The sequence below is a fragment of the Streptomyces sp. NPDC056061 genome (genome assembly GCF_042266885.1).
Lineage (GTDB): Bacteria > Actinomycetota > Actinomycetes > Streptomycetales > Streptomycetaceae > Streptomyces.
Window position 1 is genome coordinate 161,004 of sequence record NZ_JBHJWQ010000018.1, and the last position, 14,841, is coordinate 175,844.

12 protein-coding genes and 1 pseudogene are annotated in these 14,841 nt (G+C 71.8%); 8 read left to right on the top strand and 5 right to left on the bottom strand.

Going from position 1 to position 14,841, the window contains the following annotated elements; genetic code table 11:
- The first annotated feature begins 76 nt into the window (after nucleotides 1–76).
- The 3 genes from ACFC79_RS24600 (at nucleotide 77) to ACFC79_RS24610 (ending at nucleotide 3,582) form a co-directional block, all read left to right on the top strand.
- Entirely contained in the window at nucleotides 77–1,510 is a 1,434-nt protein-coding gene (locus tag ACFC79_RS24600; RefSeq protein ID WP_376243628.1) for an RsmB/NOP family class I SAM-dependent RNA methyltransferase, read from the top strand.
- Between the two features lie 161 nt (nucleotides 1,511–1,671).
- Nucleotides 1,672–2,355, top strand: coding sequence for a ribulose-phosphate 3-epimerase (gene rpe / locus ACFC79_RS24605; protein ID WP_376243631.1), 684 nt, complete (start codon nucleotides 1,672–1,674; stop codon nucleotides 2,353–2,355).
- A 210-nt stretch (nucleotides 2,356–2,565) separates the two neighbouring features.
- On the top strand, nucleotides 2,566–3,582 hold the full coding sequence (locus ACFC79_RS24610; protein WP_376243674.1) for a sugar-binding transcriptional regulator: 1,017 nt from the start codon (nucleotides 2,566–2,568) through the stop codon (nucleotides 3,580–3,582).
- Nucleotides 3,583–3,747: 165 nt separating this feature from the next.
- On the opposite strand, the gene ACFC79_RS24615 is transcribed toward ACFC79_RS24610, so the two are convergent.
- Nucleotides 3,748–4,764 carry a terpene cyclase gene (locus ACFC79_RS24615; protein ID WP_376243634.1) on the bottom strand — a complete coding sequence of 339 codons (1,017 nt, stop codon included), beginning with the start codon at nucleotides 4,762–4,764 and terminating at the stop codon, nucleotides 3,748–3,750.
- A gap of 334 nt (nucleotides 4,765–5,098) precedes the next feature.
- On the opposite strand from ACFC79_RS24615, the gene ACFC79_RS24620 reads away from it, so the two are divergent.
- The 5 genes from ACFC79_RS24620 to ACFC79_RS24640 all read left to right on the top strand — a co-directional run bounded on the left by ACFC79_RS24620 (nucleotide 5,099) and on the right by ACFC79_RS24640 (nucleotide 11,537).
- Nucleotides 5,099–6,565, top strand: a complete 1,467-nt coding sequence (locus ACFC79_RS24620; RefSeq protein ID WP_376243636.1) for a GuaB1 family IMP dehydrogenase-related protein — start codon at nucleotides 5,099–5,101, stop codon at nucleotides 6,563–6,565.
- Between the two features lie 201 nt (nucleotides 6,566–6,766).
- The gene (locus ACFC79_RS24625; protein WP_376243639.1) at nucleotides 6,767–8,224 is read left to right on the top strand and encodes an aldehyde dehydrogenase family protein; all 1,458 of its coding nucleotides are present in this window, start codon (nucleotides 6,767–6,769) and stop codon (nucleotides 8,222–8,224) included.
- Between the two features lie 110 nt (nucleotides 8,225–8,334).
- Nucleotides 8,335–8,790 carry an Lrp/AsnC family transcriptional regulator gene (locus tag ACFC79_RS24630; RefSeq protein ID WP_376243642.1) on the top strand — a complete coding sequence of 152 codons (456 nt, stop codon included), beginning with the start codon at nucleotides 8,335–8,337 and terminating at the stop codon, nucleotides 8,788–8,790.
- 201 nt (nucleotides 8,791–8,991) lie between these two features.
- A complete protein-coding gene (locus ACFC79_RS24635) occupies nucleotides 8,992–9,789 on the top strand; it encodes a carbon-nitrogen hydrolase family protein (protein WP_376243644.1) in 798 nt (265 codons plus the stop codon).
- 56 nt (nucleotides 9,790–9,845) lie between these two features.
- Nucleotides 9,846–11,537 carry a flavin monoamine oxidase family protein gene (locus tag ACFC79_RS24640; protein WP_376243646.1) on the top strand — a complete coding sequence of 564 codons (1,692 nt, stop codon included), beginning with the start codon at nucleotides 9,846–9,848 and terminating at the stop codon, nucleotides 11,535–11,537.
- Nucleotides 11,538–11,613: 76 nt separating this feature from the next.
- Here the strand turns inward: ACFC79_RS24640 and ACFC79_RS24645 are convergent, their stop codons facing one another.
- The 4 genes and pseudogenes from ACFC79_RS24645 to ACFC79_RS24660 form a co-directional block, all read right to left on the bottom strand.
- Nucleotides 11,614–12,462: a fumarylacetoacetate hydrolase family protein gene (locus ACFC79_RS24645; protein WP_376243648.1), complete on the bottom strand. Its 849-nt coding sequence runs from the start codon at nucleotides 12,460–12,462 to the stop codon at nucleotides 11,614–11,616.
- A gap of 38 nt (nucleotides 12,463–12,500) precedes the next feature.
- Entirely contained in the window at nucleotides 12,501–13,547 is a 1,047-nt protein-coding gene (locus ACFC79_RS24650; protein ID WP_376243650.1) for a hydroxyacid dehydrogenase, read from the bottom strand.
- Nucleotides 13,531–14,604: a dihydrodipicolinate synthase family protein gene (locus tag ACFC79_RS24655; RefSeq protein ID WP_376243653.1), complete on the bottom strand. Its 1,074-nt coding sequence runs from the start codon at nucleotides 14,602–14,604 to the stop codon at nucleotides 13,531–13,533. Before ACFC79_RS24655 ends, ACFC79_RS24650 begins: the two co-directional genes overlap by 17 nt.
- A gap of 8 nt (nucleotides 14,605–14,612) precedes the next feature.
- Nucleotides 14,613–14,841: pseudogene (locus ACFC79_RS24660) on the bottom strand (epimerase); the annotation flags it as partial.

Below are 14,841 nucleotides of genomic sequence, written 5' to 3' on the forward strand. Positions count from 1 at the left end.
GTCCGTCCGGGCGGCGGGGCCGGGCGGCGTAGGGTGGCGGGGTTCGCCCCCTCACCACCAGCGGAGCACCTTCCACGTGAACGACCAGCAGCGCCGACGCCCGGCCAAGCCGCACCGCCGACCCAAGAAGGACCCCGTCCGCTTCCTCGCCTTCGAGGCGCTCCGGGCCGTCGACGAACGCGACGCGTACGCCAACCTCGTCCTGCCGCCGCTGCTGAAGAAGGCACGGGCCAAGGGCGACTTCGACCACCGGGACGCGGCGCTGGCGACCGAGCTGGTCTATGGGACGCTGCGCCGCCAGGGGACGTACGACGCCATCGTCGCGGCCTGCATCGACCGGCCGCTGCGCGAGGTCGACCCGCCCGTCCTGGACGTGCTGAACATGGGCGTGCACCAACTGCTCGGCACCCGCATCCCGACCCACGCGGCGGTCTCCGCCAGCGTGGAACTGGCCCGGGTGGTGCTCGGCGAGGGGCGGGCCAAGTTCGTGAACGCCGTCCTGCGCAAGGTGTCCGCGGACGACCTCGACGGGTGGGTGGCGCGCGTCGCCCCGCCGTACGACGAGGACGCCGAGGACCACCTCGCGGTCGTGCACTCCCATCCCCGCTGGGTCGTCTCCGCCCTCTGGGACGCGCTGGGCGGTGGCCGCGCCGGGATCGAGGACCTGCTCGAAGCGGACAACGAACGGCCCGAGGTCACGCTGGTCGCCCGCCCCGGCCGAGCCACCACCGACGAACTCCTCACCGCGCTCGGCGAGGAGAACGGACTGCCCGGCCGCTGGTCGCCGTACGCCGTGCGGATGGCGGAGGGCGGCGAGCCCGGCGCCCTGGAGGCGGTGCGCGAGGGCCGCGCCGGGGTCCAGGACGAGGGCAGCCAGCTGGTGGCCGCGGCCCTCGCCGCCGCGCCGCTGGAGGGCCGCGACACCCGGTGGCTCGACGGCTGCGCCGGACCCGGTGGCAAGGCCGCCCTGCTCGGCGCGCTCGCCGCCGGACGCGGGGCCGCCCTGCTCGCCGCCGAGAAGCAGCCGCACCGGGCCCGTCTCGTCGAGCGCGCGCTGGCCGGGAACCCGGGGCCGTACCAGGTGATCGCCGCCGACGGCACCCGCCCGCCGTGGCTGCCCGGTACCTTCGACCGGGTCCTGATGGACGTGCCGTGCTCCGGCCTCGGAGCGCTGCGCCGTCGCCCGGAGGCGCGCTGGCGGCGGCGCCCGGAGGATCTTGAGGGCTTCGCCCCGCTGCAACGCGGGCTGCTGCGCGAGGCGTTGGCGGCGGTCCGGGTCGGCGGCATCGTCGGCTACGCCACCTGCTCCCCGCACCTCGCGGAGACCCGGGTCGTCGTCGAGGACGTGCTCAGGGGGCGCGGCGGGCGCCCGGTCGAGGCGGAATGGGTCGACGCCCGCCCGCTGATGCCGGGCGTGCCCGCGCTCGGGGACGGCCCCGACGTCCAGCTCTGGCCGCACCTGCACGGAACGGACGCGATGTACCTGGCGCTGCTGCGGCGCACCGGCTGAGGCGGCGGGGGCGGGCCGTGCCGGACCGCCCCCCGACCGGAGGCCGAAACGTCCGGATCGGGCGGCCGGTGGGCTGGGGACCGCGCGAACTGTAATGATCCCGTGAGGCTTTGGCCCCCGCCGAGGCGGGGAAGTGACGCGGAACATGGCAGGCTTGGGACATGGCCCAGATCAACCCCAGCATCCTGTCCGCCGACTTCGCCCGCCTCGCCGAGGAGGCGAAGGCGGTCGAAGGCGCCGACTGGCTCCACGTCGACGTGATGGACAACCACTTCGTCCCCAATCTGACCCTCGGTGTGCCGATCGTGGAATCGCTCAGCCGGGCCACGGACACCCCGCTGGACTGTCATCTGATGATCGAGGACGCGGACCGCTGGGCCCCGCAGTACGTCGAGGCGGGCGCCGGCTCCGTCACGTTCCACGTGGAGGCCGCGGCGGCCCCGGTGCGGCTGGCGCGGGAGATCCGGGCCAAGGGGGCCAGGGCCTCCATGGCGCTCAAGCCCGCGACGCCCATCGAGCCGTACGAGGACCTGCTCCCCGAGCTCGACATGCTGCTGATCATGACGGTGGAGCCGGGCTTCGGCGGCCAGGCATTCCTGGACATCATGCTGCCGAAGATCCGTCGCACCCGTGAGCTGATCTCCAAGCACGGTCTCGAACTGTGGCTCCAGGTCGACGGCGGCGTCTCCGCGACGACCATCGAGCGGTGCGCCGAGGCCGGCGCGGACGTGTTCGTCGCGGGCTCGGCCGTGTACGGGGCCGAGGATCCGGCCGAAGCGGTGCGCGCACTGCGGGCGACGGCGGACGCGGCCACCGCCTCGGCGGCCTGGGCGTGCCGTCATTGAGAGGCATGCCCGGTGACCGCCGGTAGGGGGCCACTCGACGGGCGGTGAGCCGGAACGGCGGCCGGAACCCGTTCCGGCCGCGAGGGGAAGTCGGCCCGGCCAAGGGCAGATGAACGGGGTCCGACGGGACCGGTCAGGGAACGCCGGATCTGACAGGATGAACGGCGTATCGAGAGTGTGAACAGCAGTGAGGAGATCGCGGTGTCTGCAATGTCGGCGGGACGGTCCGCCCTGCGGATGGGGCCCGCGGAGCTGGTGCAGGCGGCGGCCATGGCCCGCCGCTTCTACCTCGAAGGAAAGTCGAAGATCCAGATCGCCGAGGAGTTCGGCGTCAGCCGGTTCAAGGTGGCCCGGGTCCTGGAGACGGCGCTGGAGCGCGACCTCGTACGGATCGAGATCCGCGTCCCCGCCGAGCTGGACGCCGAGCGTTCCGACGCGCTGCGGGCCCGCTACGGACTGCGTCACGCCGTGGTCGTCGAATCGCCCGCGGAGGAACCGGACGACGCGCCCGATCCGGAGAATCTGGGCGAGGTCGCGGCCGATCTGCTCGGCGAACTGGTGACCGAGGGCGATGTGCTCGGCCTTGCCTGGGGCCGGTCCACGATCCACATGGCGGCGGCCCTCGACCGGCTCCCGCCGTGCACGGTCGTGCAGCTCACCGGGGTGTACGACGCGGGGACGGCGGAACGCGGATCGGTCGAGGCGGTGCGGCGGGCCGCCCAGGTGGCCGGTGGCGAGGCACATCCGATCTACGCGCCGATGCTGCTGCCCGATCCGGCCACGGCCGCGGCCCTGCGCCACCAGACGGGCATCGCCCGTGCCTTCGAGTACTTCGACAAGGTGACGGTCGCCGCGGTGTCCATCGGTTCCTGGGAACCGGGCATCTCCACCGTCCACGACATGCTCAGGGAGGAGGAGCGCGCGCACTACGCCTCGCTCGGCGTCGCCGCCGAGATGTCCGCGCACCTCTTCGACGCGGAGGGACGCCGGGTCGGCCGGGACCTGGGGGAGCGGTGCATCACGGTCGAGGCCGACCGGCTGCGCCGGATTCCGGAGGTGGTGGCGATCGCGGGCGGTCGGCGCAAGGCGGCGGCGATCGGCGCGGTGCTGCGGTCCGGCCTGGTCACCAGCCTGGTCACGGACACGGCGGCGGCGGACTACCTGCTGACCGAGTCGGCGGCGCCGCGGCGGCCCGCCCTGGAGCGGGCCGACCCCGACGGGGACTGAAGCCGGTGCCGTCCGGCGGCGGTGACGATTGCCGCCGCCGGGCCGGTGCGTCGCGACGGCTCGTGGCCGGATACGCGGGACGCCCGGGCCGCCGGTGGGCGGCCCGGGCGTCCCGGTTCCGTGGTGCGGTGCGGGCCGCCCCGTTGCTCCCGGGGCGGCGGCCCGTCAGTCCCTGGCGACGCCCAGGACCGTCGCCTCCAGGTACTCGTCCGGCTCCTCGTACTGGCCCACGTCGTCCGGGTTGTAGCGCGGGGTCTGGCGCGACCAGTCCAGATTGCCGCGCATCCAGCTGCGCATTCCGTCGAGGTACGGCAGGAGGATTCCGGACAGCTGCGGATACGCGCTCAGCAGCTCGGCCTCCGCGGCGAGGAACCGCCGGGTCTCGCGGTCGGTCTCCGCGCAGACGTGTTCCAGCGCCTCCTGCTTGCCGTAGCCGCGATGGTGCCGGACCAGATGGACGAGATTGTGGATCTCGCCGAGGAGCTGCTCCTTCTCGTACGAGTACACGTCATTGGCCCAGCACACGACGTTGCACGAGGCTTCCAGCGCGGTGATGAACCGGTCGTCGTTGTGTATCGACTCGGGGGCCTCGATCTCGGCGACGATCTCTATCAGGTCCATGCAGACATGGATCGCGCCGGTGTGGCGCCGCTTGGCGATGTACGTCTCCTCGGACGGCACCACGTCCTCGGCACGGTTCCCGGCCTCCCAGGTCGTGGTCGTCGTGAGGTAGGTGGTCAGGTGCCAGCCGAACCGGGCACGCCAGTGCGCGGCCGTGTTCGGCATCGTCCGTTCCCACAGATCGGCCAGGGCGACCACGGCCGCGGGGAGCTCCTCGTCCGACGGGACGCCGTTCCCGTCTATCACGGACCGCATCACCGCCACCACGTCCCGCACCCGCTCCGGGCTGCGGCCGAGGTAGCCGTCGTCGAGCTGGTCGTCGACGAGGAACAGCCACACGAACCAGTCGGCGACGAGGTCGAGTCCTTCGGCGTCGGCGTTCGGGTACACCATGCCGACGAACGCCCCGAAGTCCGCCTGCTCGAAGCGCTCCCTGGCCGAATCGCGGTGCACCAGGCCGGTGTTGCGGGTCCACTCGTCGAGGTGGACGCGGGTGTGCTCGACGTGCGGATTCGTGCGCTGGGGGAACGGGCAGTAGATGTCCGGCAGTTGGCTCTCCACAGTGGGTCCTGATCCTCTCCGGTCGTACCTCCGGCGGAGGTTGTGCCCCCTCCGCCTCCTCCTCCGGGGCGTCGTCGTGACCCACGGGACCTGCGGATTTGAAGCTACCCGACTGCTCGTCATCAGGTCCAGGGATGATGATCGTGAATGATGCGGCCGCCGCTGGGTATCGTGCCCCCGGGCAACGTCCTCACCTGTGAGGGCGTCGTCCGGGCTACGCGTGCCGGGCTCCCGTGCGCCTCGTTCTCGTTCGGAGGAACGTACGAGTGCGGGGGGCCGTTGCTGTGCCTTCACGGAGGCGACCTGCGCCATTTCGTATGAAAAAATGAGCATCATGCGTTTTCTTGAGCCCGGTACCGGTCGTTACACAAAGTCCCCCTCGGTTCCGTACGACCTCACGTACGACGATGTCTTCATGGTTCCGGGCCGTTCGGCGGTCGGTTCGCGCCAGGCCGTCGATCTCTCCTCGCCCGACGGCACCGGCACCACCATTCCGCTGGTGGTCGCGAACATGACGGCCATCGCCGGCCGCCGGATGGCCGAGACGGTCGCCCGGCGCGGCGGGCTCGTCGTCCTTCCCCAGGACATTCCGATCGAGGTCGTCGCCGAGGTCGTCGCCTGGGTGAAGGGGCGCGATCTGGTGCTCGACACGCCGATCGTGCTGGCTCCGGGCCAGACGGTCGCCGACGCCCTGTCGCTGCTGCACAAACGCGCGCACGGCGCGGGCGTCGTCGTCGACGAGGGGCACCGGCCCGTCGGCGTCGTCACCGACCACGACCTGACCGGCGTCGACCGTTTCACCCAGCTCTCCGAGGTCATGTCCCGGGACCTGCTGCTGCTCGACGCGGACATCGACCCGCGCGACGCGTTCAACAAGCTCGACGGTGCACACCGCAAGCTGGCTCCCGCCGTCGACGCGGACGGCCGACTGGCCGGCATCCTCACCCGCAAGGCCGCACTGCGCGCCACGCTGTACACGCCCGCCACCGACGCCGAGGGCCGGCTGCGGATCGCCGCGGCCGTCGGGATCAACGGCGACGTCGCGGGCAAGGCGAAGCAGCTGCTCGACGCGGGCGTCGACACGCTCGTCGTGGACACCGCCCACGGTCACCAGGAGTCCATGATCAGCGCGGTCCGCGCCGTCCGGGCGCTCGACCCGCAGGTTCCGGTCGTCGCGGGGAACATCGTCGCCGCCGAGGGCGTGCGCGACCTCGTCGAGGCCGGTGCGGACATCATCAAGGTCGGTGTCGGCCCCGGCGCGATGTGCACCACCCGGATGATGACAGGCGTCGGCCGGCCGCAGTTCTCCGCCGTCCTGGAGTGTGCGGCCGAGGCGCGGAAGTACGGCAAGCACGTGTGGGCCGACGGTGGCGTCCGGCACCCGCGCGATGTCGCGATGGCGCTCGCGGCGGGGGCGTCCAACGTGATGATCGGCTCGTGGTTCGCCGGTACGTACGAGTCGCCGGGCGACCTCCAGCAGTCCGCCGACGGGCGTTTCTACAAGGAGTCCTTCGGCATGGCCTCCGCGCGCGCCGTGAAGAACCGCACCTCGGACGAGTCGGCGTACGACCGGGCCCGCAAGGCGCTCTTCGAGGAGGGCATTTCCACCTCCCGGATGTTCCTGGACCCGGCCCGGCCCGGAGTGGAGGACCTGATCGACTCGATCGTCGCGGGTGTCCGCTCCTCGTGCACCTACGCCGGTGCGGCGTCCCTGGAGGAGTTCGCCGAGAAGGCTGTCGTCGGGGTGCAGAGTGCCGCCGGATATGCGGAGGGCAAGCCGCTGCACGCCAGCTGGAGTTGATCGCCGGCCCGTCGCAATCCCGTTGCCCCTCACGGTCGTTCGTACGGTGAGGGGCAACTGCCGTTCCGGGGCCGGCGGTCGCAGGGGGCACAGTTGACCGATTAAGGCCCTCGGGTGGCGAGGGGCGCAGCTTCAACGACGGGGCACTGTAAGTAACATGAACCGCAATCAGCTGCCCGCCTCTTAGCGGTAAGGGATCTCATGTCCTTCTTCACTGACCTGGCCCACCAGTACATCGACGGGGAGTGGAGGCCGGGCAAGGGGTCCTGGGACATCATCGACTTCAATCCGTACAACGGGGAGAAGCTCGCCTCGATCACCGTCGCCACCGCCGACGAGGTGGACCATGCCTATCGTTCGGCCGAGGCCGCCCAGCGCGCCTGGGGCGACACCAACCCGTACAGCCGTCGGCTGGTGCTGGAGCGGGCGCTGCACATCGTCGAGGAGCGCGAGGCGGAGATCGGCGACGCGATCGTCGCGGAACTCGGCGGCACCCGGATCAAGGCGGCCTTCGAACTGCACCTGGCCAAGGAGTTCCTGCGGGAGTCGATCCAGCTGGCACTGCGGCCCGCCGGGCAGATCCTGCCCTCGCCGACCGAGGGCAAGGAGAACCGTGTCTACCGGGTGCCGGTCGGCGTCGTCGGCGTGATCAGCCCCTTCAACTTCCCGTTCCTGCTCTCGCTGAAGTCGGTCGCGCCGGCCCTGGCGCTCGGCAACGCGGTGGTGCTCAAGCCCCACCAGAACACCCCGATCTGCGGCGGCACGCTGGTGGCGAAGGTGTTCGAGGACGCCGGGCTGCCGGCCGGGCTGCTGAACGTCGTGGTCACCGACATCGCGGAGATCGGCGACGCGCTGCTGGAGCACCCCGTTCCGCAGGTCATCTCCTTCACCGGCTCGGACAAGGTGGGACGGCACGTCGCCACGGTCTGCGCGGCCAACCTCAAGCGGGCCGTGCTGGAACTCGGCGGGAACAGCGCGCTGATCGTCCTCGACGACGCCGATCTGGACTACGCCGTGGACGCGGCGGTCTTCAGCCGGTACGTGCACCAGGGCCAGGTCTGCATGGCCGCCAACCGGATCCTGGTCGACCGGGCGGTGGAGAAGGAGTTCACCGAGAAGTTCGTCGCCAAGGTCGCGTCGCTGCCGGTCGGCGACCCGGCGGACCCGCGGACCGTGATCGGCCCGCTGATCAACGCCACCCAGGCCGAGGCCATCACCGCGCTCGTCGACCAGACGGTGGAGGACGGCGCCACGGCCCTGCTGCACGGCCGCGCCGAGGGGAACCTGGTCAGCCCCTCCGTGCTGACCGGGCTGCCCGCCGATTCCCCCGTCCTGTCCCAGGAGCTGTTCGGACCGGTCGCGCTCGTCGTCCCGTTCGACGGCGAGGACGAGGCGGTGCGGATCGCCAACGACACCCCGTACGGCCTGAGCGGTGCCGTGCACACCGGCAACATCGAGCGCGGGGTACGGGTCGGCCAGCGCATCCACACCGGCATGATCCACATCAACGACGGCACGATCCACGACGAGCCGATCGTCCCGTTCGGCGGCGAGAAGAGCTCCGGCCTCGGCAGGCTGAACGGCGAGTCCATGGTCGAGGCGTTCACCACCCAGAAGTGGATCTCGGTGCAGTACGGGCGTTCGCGCTTCCCGTTCTGACCGGTCGCCGGATGCGGTGAGCGCGCCCGGTGGGGCGGTGCCGTGGTCTACTTCGGGGGCGGCCCCCGCCGCCCCCGAACCGGCCATCGCAGAGAAGTGAACCGCCCGACGTGCGCCTGAACGACCTCGACGAACGCATCGTCCACGCCCTCGCCGAAGACGCCCGACGCTCGTACGCCGACATCGGCGCCGTCGTCGGCCTGTCCGCCCCCGCCGTGAAGCGCCGGGTGGACCGGCTCCGCGCCGAGGGCGCGATCACCGGGTTCACGGTACGGGTCGACCCGGCGGCGCTGGGGTGGGAGACCGAGGGCTACATCGAGATCTACTGCAGTCGCAACACGTCGCCGGAGGCGATCAAGCAGGGACTCGCGCGGTACCCGGAGGTCGCGTCGGCCTCCACGGTGACCGGTGAGGCCGACGCGCTCGTCCAGGTCTTCGCCGCGGACATGCGCCACTTCGAGCAGGTGCTGGAGCGGATCGCGGGCGAGCCGTACGTGGAGCGGACGAAGTCCGTGCTGGTGCTGTCGCCGCTGCTGCGGCGCTACTCGTCGGGCTCGCCGGAATGAACGGCTGCCGCAGATCGCCCTGAGACCTGCGTCACGTCTCTGACCTGCGAAGACGTCTTGCGCAATGAATCACCGGGGCGGGCGTGCCACGCGCAATGGATCGACGGTGGATGCGCAACACTCGCGCCTTGTCCGTCCCGAGCGGGGGACCGTACCGTCATTACGTCCCCGCCCACCCCGTCGCCCCGCCCGAGGTCAGCCATGCCGCCGTTGCGCACCGCCCTGCTCCAGAGCTCCGGACGCCCCGGAGAGGTGGACGGGAACATCGAGGCGATCGAAGCGGCGGCACGCCGTGCGAGCGAGGCCGGGGCCCGGCTGCTGGTCTGCCCCGAACTGTTCCTGACCGGGTACGCGATCGACGCCGACGTGGCCAGGCTGGCCGAGCCGGCCGACGGGCCGTCCGGCGAGGCCGTCGCCGCGATCGCGGCACGGCACGGCATCGCGGTCCTGTACGGCTACCCGGAGCGTGCGGGCGAGCGGATCTTCAACGCCGCGCGGCTCGTCGGTCCGGACGGCGCGGCGTCGGCGAACTACCGCAAGACGCACCTCTTCGGGGACTTCGAGCAGAAGTGGTTCACCCCGGGCGAGGAGCCCGTCGTCGGGGCCGAACTGGACGGCGTCCGGATCGGCATCCTGATCTGCTACGACGTCGAGTTCCCGGAGAACGTGCGGGCGCACGCCCTCGCCGGAACCGATCTGCTCCTGGTGCCCACCGCGCTGATGCACCCCTTCCCGTTCGTCGCCGAATCGCTCGTACCGGTACGGGCCTTCGAGAACCAGATGTACGTGGCCTACACCAACCGCACCGGTCCGGAGGGCGCGTTCGAGTTCGTCGGACTGAGCTGCCTGGCCGGTCCCGACGGGGCCGTGCGCGCCCGCGCCGGACGCGGCGAGGAACTGGTCATCGGAGAGGTCGACCCCGCGCTCCTGAGCGCGTCCCGCGAGGCCAACCCGTATCTGCGCGACCGCCGCCCCGGACTGTACGGCTCCCTCGCCTGAGCCCGGCCCCGCACCCGTTCCACCGCTCTCCCATCCGTGCAAGGAGTCCGTACCCCATGACGTCCACGGTGCCCAACGCCGTCCAGCACACCGACGCCGCCGAGCCGATCACCATGTTCGGACCGGACTTCCCCTACGCGTACGACGACTTCCTGGCGCACCCCGCGGGCATCGGGCAGATCCCGGCCACCGAACACGGCACCGAGGTCGCCGTCATCGGCGGCGGGCTCTCCGGCATCGTCGCCGCCTACGAGCTGATGAAGATGGGACTGCGTCCCGTCCTCTACGAGGCGGACCGGATCGGCGGCAGGCTGCGCACCGTCGGCTTCGAGGGCTGCGAGGCCGGGCCGACGGCGGAGATGGGGGCGATGCGCTTCCCGCCGTCCTCCACGGCGCTCCAGCACTACATCGACCTGGTCGGCCTGGAGACCAGGCCGTTCCCCAACCCGCTCTCCCCGGCCACCCCGTCGACCGTCGTCGACCTCAAGGGCACCTCGCACTACGCGCGCACCATCGACGACCTGCCGCAGGTGTACCGCGACGTGATGGACGCCTGGAACCGCTGCCTGGAGGAGGACGCCGACTTCTCCGACATGAACCGCGCGATGCGCGAGCGCGACGTCCCGCGCATCCGGGAGCTCTGGGCGCGGCTCGTCGGCAGGCTCGACAACCAGACCTTCTACGGCTTCCTCTGCGACTCCGACGCCTTCGCGTCGTTCCGGCACCGGGAGATCTTCGGCCAGGTCGGCTTCGGCACCGGCGGCTGGGACACCGACTTCCCCAACTCCATCCTGGAGATCCTGCGCGTCGTCTACACCGAGGCGGACGACCACCACCGCTCCATCGTCGGCGGCAGCCAGCAGCTCCCGCTGCGGCTGTGGGAACGCGAACCGCAGAAGATCGTCCACTGGCCGCTCGGCACCTCGCTGGCCTCGCTGCACGGCGGCGAGCCGCGCCCCGCGGTGACCCGGCTGACCCGCACCGCCGGGAACCGGATCACCGTCACCGACGCCGACGGGGACATCCGCACCTACCCGGCGGCGATCTTCACCGGCCAGTCCTGGCTGCTCCTGTCGAAGGTCGACTGCGACGACGCGCTCTTCCCGATCGACCACTGGACGGCGATGGAGCGCACCCACTACATGGAGTCCTCGAAGCTGTTCGTCCCCGTCGACCGGCCGTTCTGGCTGGACAAGGACGCGGAGACCGGGCGGGACACCATGTCGATGACGCTCACCGACCGGATGACCCGGGGGACCTATCTGCTGGACGACGGCCCCGACCGGCCCGCCGTCATCTGCCTCTCGTACACCTGGTGCGACGACAGCCTGAAATGGCTGCCGCTCTCCCCGAACGAGCGCATGGACGTGATGCTGAAGTCGCTCGGCGAGATCTATCCCGACGTCGACATCAGGAAGCACATCATCGGCAACCCGGTGACGGTCTCGTGGGAGAACGAGCCGTACTTCATGGGTGCGTTCAAGGCCAACCTGCCGGGTCACTACCGCTACCAGCGGCGGCTGTTCACCCACTTCATGCAGGACCGGCTGCCCGCCGACCGGCGGGGCATCTTCCTCGCCGGCGACGACATCTCCTGGACGGCGGGCTGGGCCGAGGGCGCCGTGCAGACCGCGCTCAACGCCGTATGGGGCGTGATGACCCAGTTCGGCGGCGCGACCGACGCGACGAACCCCGGCCCCGGCGACGTCTTCGACGACATCGCCCCGGTCGAACTCCCTGAGGACTGAACGCCGTCCGGGACCGGGGCACCGTACCCGAACGCCCCGGCCCGCCGCTCCGCGCGGGCCGGGGCGTCGTCACGCGTCAGGCGGGACGGCAGACCGTGCGCTGACGGCCCAGGCCGGAGATCTCGACCTCCATCACGTCGTCCGGGCCCAGGTAGGGGAAGCGGCCGGACAGCGCCACGCCCTGCGGGGTACCGGTGTTGATGATGTCGCCCGGCTCCAGCACCAGGTACTGCGACAGGTGGTGCACCAGGTGCGCCACGTCGAAGATCATGTCGGCGGTGCCGGAGTCCTGCCGCGGTTCCCCGTTGACGTAGCTGCGCAGCCGCAGCTGCTGCGGGTCACCGACCTCGTCGGCCGTCACCAGCACCGGGCCCAGCGGGTTGAACGTGGCGCAGCTCTTGCCCTTGGACCACTGACCGCCCGACTCCTCCAGCTGGAAGGCCCGCTCGGAGACGTCGTTGCTGACGGCGTAGCCCGCGATGTGCCGGGCGGCGTCGGCGGGCGAGTCCAGGTACGAGGCGCGGCGGCCGATGACGACGGCCAGCTCCACCTCCCAGTCGGTCTTCTTCGAGCCGCGCGGGATCAGCACGTCGTCGTAGGGGCCGACGACCGTGTTCGGCGACTTGTAGAAGAGGATCGGCTGCTCGGGGGGCTCGCTGCCGGACTCCGCCGCGTGCGCGGCGTAGTTCTGCCCGATGCAGAGCAGCGCGGAGGGGCGGGCCACCGGGGCGCCGATCCGCTCGCCGGTGATGTCGATCTCGGGGAGCACGGGTTCGGCGGGGACCAGGTGCGGGTCGTCCGCGAGTGCGGCAAGGAACGCGCCGTCGATGTCGTCGGTGATGCCGGACAGGTCGTAGTGACGGCCTTCGGGGCAGACGAGGACCGGGCGCTCGTGGCCCGGCTCGCCGATGCGCATCAGTCGCATGGTGAGGAACTCTCTCAGGGGGTAGGGGTGGTGGGGGCTCAGTGCAGGCGGGCGAGGGCGTCGGCGGTGACGGCGTGCGCCGGCGGGCGGCCGTCGAGCAGCCGCAGCACCTCGTCGACGGCGCTCGCGCCGAGCCGCCTGCGGCACTCGACGCTGCCCGCCGCCTGGTGCGGGGTGAGCAGGACGTTGGGCAGGGAGCGCAGCGGATGGCCGACGGGCAGCGGCTCGGCGTCGAACACGTCGATCGCCGCGTCCAGCCGGCCCGACGACAACTCGGCGAGGAGGGCATCCTCGTCGACCAGCCAGGACCTGGCGGTGTTCACCAGGCCCGCGCCGTCCGGCATCAGCGCCAGTTGCGGTGCGCCGATCATCCGGTGTGTCTCCTCGGTGACCGGGGCGTGCACGGCCACGATCCGGCTGCGCGACAGCAGCGTCTCCAACGGGACCGACTCCACGCCGAGAACCTCGGCGTCCGCGTCGGACAGGAACGGGTCGGTGACGCTCACCCGCGCCCCCATCGCCCGGACCAGGGCGATGTAGGCGCGGCCGGTGCGGGAGGCGCCGATCACTCCGATGTCGCTGCCGTGGATCTCGTGGCGCGCCGGGGCCTCGCTCGCCGCCTCCCACGTGCCCCCGCCGCGCAGCGCGTGGTCGAAGCGGTGCACACGGTGCAGCAGGGCGAGGGTGAACGCGAGCGCCACCTCGGCGACCGGGCGGGCCATCTCGTCCCCGGCCTGGGTGACCGTGACGCCCCGCCGGAACACGTCCTCGGTGACGTAGGGGGCGACCGCCGAGCCGGTGTGCGCCACCAGCTCCAGCCGGTCCGCCGACTCCAGCAGCCCGGCGTCCACCTTCGGCGCCCCCCACGCGGTGATCAGTGCCCGGGCGCCCGGCAGCGCGGCGGCCACCGCCGCCCGGTCCCGGTGGTCGTCCAGGACCGTCGGCTCCGCCGCCCGCTCCAGCTCCCGCCACACCTCGTCGGCGAAGAATTCGGCCCGCAGGTGCGGAGGGACGGCGACGACCACCCGGGGGCGGTCGCCGCGGCCGTCGGCGGGAGTGGCCGAGGGGTCAGGACAACCAGGCATCGAGGTGCTCCGCTACGAAGGCGTCGTCGGTCAGCCAAGGGTAGGCGGCGGCCACCCTGCCGATCTCCTCGGCCTGCCCGGGGGACAGCGTCTCGGCCGGGTCCAGGCACCGGATGTTGGCCAGCAGCCCCTGCCGGTGCAGGACCTCGTGCACCCCGGCGATGCAGCCGCGGAACGCGCCCCGCACGTCGAAGACGGCGCTGTTGGCGTCCGTCAGTTCGGAGCGGCGGGCCAGGCAGCGCACCATCGCCTCGTGGTCCCCGCCGCGCGCCCGGCGGACGTCCTCCAGCAGCGTGACGGCGGAGCTGGTCCACACCGCCCACTGGCCGAGCAGCCCGCCCGCGAACCAGCGCCGTTCACCCGCGGCCGTCTCGTAGGGGGTGAGCAGGTCGCCGATGATGTCGTCGTCGTTGCCGGTGTACAGCGTCACCTCGCCGGCCCGGTCCGCCGCGGCCACCGCGCGCACCACGTCGGCGGTGCGGTAGCGGTCGAACGGGGCGATCTTCACCGCGGCCGTGTTCGGCAGGTCGGTGAAGGCGGACCAGAAGCCCGGCGAGAGGTAGCGTCCGCCGACCGCCTCCTGGAGGTAGAAGCCGATCACCGGCAGCACCTCGCCGACGGCGCGGGCCCGGTCCAGCAGGCCCTTCTCGTCGGCGCCGGGCACGGCCGGGCTGAGCAGCACCGCGTCGTAGCCGAGTTCGGCGGCGGTCTCGGCCTCGGCCACGGCCTGCGCCGTGTAGCCGCAGGCCCCGGCGACCTTGATGAACGGGCGGCCCGCCTCGGCGTCGATGGTCTCGGCGGCCAGCTCCAGGACCGGCCGGAACAGGCCGACCTCCGGTTCGCGTATCTCGAACTGGGTGGTGTGCACCGCCACGGCGACACCGCCCGCGCCGGAGGCGAGGTAGTAGCGGGTCAGCGCCCGCTGCCGACGCTCGTCGAAGGAACCGTCGGTGTGCAGGGCCAGCGGGTGGGCGGGGATCACCGCGCCGTGGGCGAGCGCGTCCAGAGCGGGGGTGGACCGGGTGGGGACGGACTGGGCGGGGGGTGTGGGGGACATGGGGTGGATCAGAACCTTCCGTCGCGGACCTGGAATTTGGTGGGCTTGCCGGACAGTGGCAGCCCGCGGCGCAGCCAGTCGGCTTGCCATTGGACGAGGGTGCGTAGGGTGACGTCGGGGTAGCCGAACAGGGCGTGGCAGTGGCTCGCGTCGGAGAGGAGTGCGGTCGGTGCTTCTTCGCCCTTGAACGTCGGCTCGGTGCCGAATTCCTCGCCGAACCAGTGGGCGAGTCGGCGC